Source organism: Flavobacterium sp., from assembly GCF_013823965.1.
Lineage (GTDB): Bacteria > Bacteroidota > Bacteroidia > Flavobacteriales > Flavobacteriaceae > Flavobacterium.
In genome coordinates this window covers 23,981-30,563 of record NZ_PNNA01000059.1, presented here as the reverse complement: position 1 = coordinate 30,563, position 6,583 = coordinate 23,981, and the positions used below count along the sequence as shown (strand labels likewise).

Below are 6,583 nucleotides of genomic sequence, written 5' to 3'. Positions count from 1 at the left end.
TGCGCCAAGATTGAAAGATTCCTTAATTAAAAAACATTACGAACGCAAACACGGAAAAGATTCGTATTACGGACAGTAAATTTTAGGTTTTAGATTACATAAATAAAACAATTAAATAGTTAAATAAAAAAATATATAATGATAGATATTGCACAAAAAGAAATTTGGTTTGTAGTAGGAAGCCAAGAATTATACGGTGAAGAAACACTAAGAAAAGTAGCCGAGCATTCGCAGATAATTGCAAAAGGATTGGACGCATCGTCTAAAATACCAGTAAAATTGGTATATAAAGATGTGGTAAAATCACCAGCTCAAATCCTGGATGTATGTTTAGAAGCTAATTCTAATAAAAACTGTATTGGTATCGTGGCTTGGATGCACACTTTTTCGCCAGCCAAAATGTGGATTGGTGGATTGAGCATCTTGAAAAAACCATTGTGCCATTTACACACCCAATTCAATGCCGAGATTCCTTGGAGTTCCATCGATATGGACTTTATGAACTTGAACCAATCGGCTCACGGAGACAGAGAATTTGGTTTCATTATGTCAAGAATGCGTAAAAAACGCAAAGTAATTGTAGGACATTGGGAAGACGAACGCGTTCAAACCAAATTAGGAAACTGGACGAGAGTAGCTTTGGGTTGGAACGAATTGCAAAACCTAAAAGTAGCTCGTATTGGTGACAATATGCGTGAAGTAGCCGTAACAGAAGGCGATAAAGTAGAAGCTCAAATTCGTTTTGGAGTTTCTGTAAATGGTTTCGATTCTTCGGATGTGACCAAACATATCGAGAAAGTAACCGAGAAACAATTGGCTGATTTATTGGCTGTTTACGAAGCTTCTTACAGTTTAACCAACGATTTAAAAGAAGGTGGAGCCAAAAGACATTCACTTGTTGATGCTGCCAAAATTGAATTAGGATTAAGAGCTTTCCTTGAAGAAGGTGGTTTTGGAGCTTTTACGGATACTTTTGAAAATTTGGGTGCTTGGAAACAATTACCTGGAATTGCAACCCAACGTTTGATGGCTGATGGTTATGGTTTTGGTGGCGAAGGCGACTGGAAAACAGCCGCAATGGTAAGAGCTTTGAAAGTGATGAATGTTGGACTCGAAGGAGGAACTTCTTTTATGGAAGATTACACTTATCATTTTACACCTCAAAAATCATACGTTTTGGGTTCACATATGCTAGAAATTTGCCCTTCTATTGCTGATGGAAAACCCGCTTGTGAAGTGCACCCATTAGGAATTGGCGGTAAAGAAGACCCAGCTCGTTTGGTGTTTAATTCTCCTGCTGGCGACGCAATCAACGTTTCTTTGGTAGATATGGGAACTCGTTTCCGTTTGATTGTAAACGAAGTAACAGCCGTGAAACCAATGGCAGAATTGCCAAAATTGCCGGTTGCACGCGTATTGTGGGATTGTAAACCAAATCTTGACGTAGCCGCTACTGCTTGGATTCTTGCGGGTGGAGCACATCATACCGTTTATAGCCAAGCGGTTACTACTGAATTTATGGAAGATTTTGCCGATATTGCGGGAATTGAATTAGTTGTAATTGACAATCAAACCACAATTCGCAACTTCAAAGATACTTTGAATGCCAATGAAGCGTATTTTCACATTTTTCAACACGGTTTATAGCTAAAAAAATCGAAAGTTTGAATGCTAGAACAATGTGTTTTTTGACATTCAAACTTTCGAACTATTAATAATTAACCAAAAAAACCACAAATTATGAATGTATTAAAGCGTTGCATTTATGGATTTTCTTTACTAAGTTTAGCCTTTCTTACGGTACAATGTAAAGGGAATCATAAAGACGAAAAACAAGAAAATACAACTCAAAAAACGGATAGCGTGTCGATAGAAAAAAAAGAATACGGAACAACTCCTGCAGGTCAAAAAGTGGCTATTTATACACTGAAAAATCAAAAAGGAATGGAAGTAAACATCATGACGTATGGTGGAATCATAACTTCTTTAAAAGTTCCGAACAAAGATGGTGTTTCTGAAGAAGTGGTAATCGGTTTTAATAATTTAGAACAATACACCAAAGACAATCCTTATTTTGGCGCCCTTATCGGAAGATACGGAAACCGAATTGCAAAAGGTAAATTTATCCTTGACGGAAAAGAATACCAATTAGCGACTAACAATGGTAAAAATGCTTTACACGGTGGACCGGAAGGTTTCCACAGAAGAGTTTGGACTGCCGAAGAAGCCAAAGGTGGTGATGTTGCTACTTTAAAATTGAAGTATGTCAGCAAAGACATGGAAGAAGGTTACCCGGGTAACTTGACCGTTTTTGTGACTTACACCTTGAACAACGACAATTCATTGGACGTGATTTACGAAGCCACAACCGACAAGAAAACAATTGTCAACCTGACACAACATTCTTATTTTAATTTGTCCGGAGATTTCACAAAACCTATTTTGGATGACGAAATCGTGATTGATGCCGACAAATTGGTTCCCGTGGATGCCGATTTGATTCCAACAGGAAAATTAACCGATGTAACCAATACACCTTTCGATTTCAGAAAATCTAAATTGATTGGAAAAGACATCGAAGCCAAAGACGACCAAATCAAAAAAGGATTGGGCTACGATCATTGCTGGGTGTTGAACAACCAAGACATGGGAGAACGTTTTGCAGCCTCTGCTTATAATGCAGCAAGCGGAAGACTTTTGGAAGTTTACACGGACCAACCGGGAATACAATTTTATTCAGGAAACTTCCTGGATGGAACTTTACCCATGAGAAACGGTGGAACTTATGCCCACAGAACTGGTTTGTGTCTGGAAACGCAACACTATCCTGATTCTCCAAACCAGAAAGATTTCCCATCGACCGTGTTAAGTCCTGGAGAAAACTACAAAACAAAAACATCCTTTAAATTTTCCGTAAAAAAATAAACAGAAACTTTGGAAGTCAGTCCAATTGGAACAATTAGATTTCAAAATTAGATTCATAATTCAAAACCCGGAAGTAATTTTTCGGGTTTTTTATTGTTTCAAATGAAATTTTGATGAAAATCAACTGTCCAAAATCGTCTTTCTGTATTGGGAAGGAACATCGCCCGTATTCTTTTTTTAAGTTTTATTGAAATGCGAAATAGTTTTAAAACTAAGCAATTATAATGGCAAATGAAGAAAACTCAAATGAAACTAGAAAAAATGGAACCTGGAAATAGTGTTAAAAATGCATGATTTTTTGAACCCTGTTCGTTAAGGTTCACTATTAGTTTTTGAAAGCAGTTCAATCAAAAAAGCCCGTAAATCATACGATTTACGGGCTTTTAGTTCTATTTAACAATAGATTTGTGGAGTCGGGGAGAGTCGAACTCCCGTCCAAACAAGCAACTAAAAAGCTTTCTACACGTTTATTCCCTGATTGGATTTTCGACTCTGAGTTAGGTCAGGAACAACCGCTCTTTGCTTAGCTTCTTTAATTTCGAAATCCACCCGAAGCTTGCGGAAATCTAGGTTTAAATTTACGATTCACCTTTATCGACCGCCATAAACCAAAGCTTTCGAGGTGAATCCTGCTTTCCTACCTGGTAGGACGAGGCTAATCTTACTATGATTCAGATTATGCAGCAAGAGCGTAGTTTCCTTCGCCGTGTAAGTGTTTTGAGACCTTTTATTTACGAGAATTATCCCAGTTCTCGGCGTGCTTACTTTTCAATTCGACTTGCTGTCAAAACCAGTCGACCCCATTTTTATTTTAGATTTATGATATTAGATTTTAGAATCTAAATAGCATAAATGTAATATTGTGCAAAGATACAATAATTCAATAGCAATATCAATTTCAATGCCAATATATAAATGTTTAAATTTCTGTTATAAAATTTCCATCTTCCCACTTCTAACTTCCCACTTCCAAACTACTCATCTTCTACTTTAAATGGATAATCTCCAAAGATTACCGAAAGCTTTCGAACGGCATAAGTGCTCTTGGTATATTTATTGGACAAGGCAATTATGGTTGCATTTTCGTCTTTTAGCGTGATGTAGGAAGACGTGAAACCGTGCCACCAACCGTTGTGAAAATAGAAGTTTTTTCCATTGGGCCAATTCACCATTCGAATGCCCAGTCCATAATTTTTGGTACCGGGATGCTCGTTGCTGTAGCCAACATAGACTTGGGCCAATAATTCGGGTTCTAAAAAGGAAGGTGAATTTCGTGCTCTGTCAAATTTCAACAAATCTCTGGGAGTGGAATAGATGTTTTTGTCGCCATATATTTTGTCCAGATAATCAATCCCAATTTCTACTTTATTGCCTTTGTAGGAAGGAGCCACGTTATGTTTGTCCTTATCAAAATCCAAAACAAAAGTATTGGTCATTCCTAATGGTTTAAATATGATTTGGCTCATGGCTTCTCTGTAGGAAAGCTGGGTCACTTTTTCGATAATGAGGGCCAACATGGCATAATTGGTATTACAGTAGGCAAATCGGGTGCCGGTTTTTTGTTCCAATCCAATGTTTTTGGTTCCCATTATGGTCAAAATATCTTGATTGGTCAATGTATTGTGTCGGTCCCAAACACTTTTGTCCCGGTCCGTAAAATAAGCGTAACTGCGCATCCCGCTTCGGTGACACAACAGCATTCTAACAGTGACCTCTGGATAGGGAAATTCTTTTAGGTAATGGGTTACTTTTTGATCCAAGTCAATTCTTTTGGCATTGACTAATTTCAAAATTGCCGTGGCTGTAATGACTTTGCTGACAGATGCAATATGAATGGGAGTAGTACTTGTTATAGGCGTTTTATCCCTGAAATTGGCATAACCTTCATATTTTTCATAGATAATTTGGCCATTTTGTGCTACAAGAAAAGCACCGTTCATGCTGTTGTTGGGCCAGTTTTTATTGTAAAAAGAGTCTATTTTCCTTTTTTTCTCGGCTAGGTAATCAGCAGTAAGAATGGGAGTTTCATTTTCTAAAGGTTTCATTTTGGGTAAGATGCCTTTTGGCAATTCAGCATCCTTTAACTCCATTTCTGAAATTTCCTTAGTTTCATTTTTACAGGAACTTGCAACCAAAATCAGGAAGAGTATTTGTAGTATATTTGCGCTTTTGATAAAATTCATTTTTAAATTAGTAGAAAGGCAAATATATAGAATCAATCTCTTCAGATACAATCTTTTTTTAAACCTTAACAGTATTTTTTTAAATTTTCAGCTTGATTTGGCGTCATTATATTGGTTGCCAGTTTTTAATGATTTTGGGGCTTGAAATATTTTAGAGAAAAGAAGGTCTAATTAGTTAAAGTTGTTATATTTGTAACAAAAACACGTATATAAGTTATAATAAATCACAATTAAAGCGCTCAAAACATATGAAATTCGGAATTATAAAAGAAAGGAAAAACCCGCCAGACCGTAGAGTCGTATTTTCTCCTGATGAACTGGCACGATTGAAACAACTTCATCAAGATATTTCAGTCAAGGTCGAAAGTTCCGATATTAGAGTTTTTACTGATGCACAGTATAAAAATATGGGAATAGAGGTGACCAATGACCTCAGTGGTTGTGATGTTTTGTTTGGTGTAAAGGAAGTTCCCGTGGACTATTTAATTCCAAACAAATCTTACTTCTTTTTTTCACATACTCTCAAAAAACAACCTCACAACCGAAAACTTTTGCAAGCCATTTTAGAAAAAAACATTGATTTGTATGATCACGAAACCATTGTAAATGGGCAGGATCATCGGTTAATTGGTTTTGGTAAATATGCAGGATTTGTAGGTGCTTACAACAGTATTCGGGCTTTTGGAATAAAATTTGAACTGTTCAAACTTCCAAAAGCGGAAACACTTTCCGGAAAAGAAGCCTTAATAGCCCATTTAAAAAGAGTGGTTTTGCCTCCTTTGAAATTTGTGGTTACCGGAACTGGTAAAGTAGGCAATGGAGTGAAAGAAGTTCTGGATGCCATAAAAATCAAGGAAGTTTCCGTGGAAAATTATTTGTCAAAAAACTATACACAACCCGTTTATACCCAAATAGACGTATTGGATTATAATAAACGAAAAGATGGTGAAGTGTTGGATTTCAATGATTTTTTTAAAAATCCCCAAGAATATGTCTCCAATTTTGAACGATTTACCAGAGTATCTGATATATACATAACGGCACATTTTCATGCCAATGGAGCTCCAAGTATCCTCACGAGAGAAATGCTCCAGTCTAAAGATTGCAAGCTAAAAGTGGTTGCAGATATCTCTTGCGATGTAGATGGTTCTATTGCTTGCACGCTAAGATCATCCACCATTTCAGAACCGCTGTACGGTTATTTGCCTATTGAAAACAAGGAAGTCGACGTTTTTCATCCAGCGGCAATAGTGGTAATGGCGGTAGATAATTTGCCTTGTGAATTGCCAAAAGATGCCAGTGAAGGTTTTGGTGAAATGTTTATGGAAAACGTGATTCCAGCCTTTTTCAACGGAGACAAGGACGGAATTTTGCAAAGAGCCAAAATGACCGAAAAAGGAAAACTTACCCAAAGGTTCAGCTATTTGCAAGATTATGTTGACGGCAAATAATGATATTCGCGATTTTTATAAATA

The 6,583-nt window shown here is 36.9% G+C and carries 4 protein-coding genes, 1 other RNA gene and 1 pseudogene; 4 read left to right on the top strand and 2 right to left on the bottom strand.

What is annotated here, in order from left to right; all coding sequences use genetic code 11:
• From araD to C0430_RS06940, 3 genes and pseudogenes are all read left to right on the top strand, one after another.
• Window positions 1-79, top strand: a pseudogene (gene araD, locus C0430_RS06950) (L-ribulose-5-phosphate 4-epimerase); the annotation flags it as partial.
• A 59-nt stretch (window positions 80-138) separates the two neighbouring features.
• Window positions 139-1,647 carry an L-arabinose isomerase gene (gene araA / locus C0430_RS06945; RefSeq protein ID WP_290867224.1) on the top strand — a complete coding sequence of 503 codons (1,509 nt, stop codon included), beginning with the start codon at window positions 139-141 and terminating at the stop codon, window positions 1,645-1,647.
• Between the two features lie 93 nt (window positions 1,648-1,740).
• Window positions 1,741-2,925: an aldose epimerase family protein gene (locus tag C0430_RS06940; protein ID WP_290867222.1), complete on the top strand. Its 1,185-nt coding sequence runs from the start codon at window positions 1,741-1,743 to the stop codon at window positions 2,923-2,925.
• Window positions 2,926-3,330: 405 nt separating this feature from the next.
• Here C0430_RS06940 and ssrA read toward each other — a convergent pair.
• Window positions 3,331-3,727: a transfer-messenger RNA gene (ssrA, locus tag C0430_RS06935) on the bottom strand.
• Between the two features lie 172 nt (window positions 3,728-3,899).
• Window positions 3,900-5,108, bottom strand: coding sequence for a serine hydrolase domain-containing protein (locus tag C0430_RS06930; protein ID WP_290867220.1), 1,209 nt, complete (start codon window positions 5,106-5,108; stop codon window positions 3,900-3,902).
• A 248-nt stretch (window positions 5,109-5,356) separates the two neighbouring features.
• Between C0430_RS06930 and C0430_RS06925 the strand changes: the two genes are divergently transcribed.
• Entirely contained in the window at window positions 5,357-6,559 is a 1,203-nt protein-coding gene (locus C0430_RS06925) for an NAD(P)-dependent oxidoreductase (protein WP_290867218.1), read from the top strand.
• The last annotated feature ends 24 nt before the right edge of the window (window positions 6,560-6,583 follow it).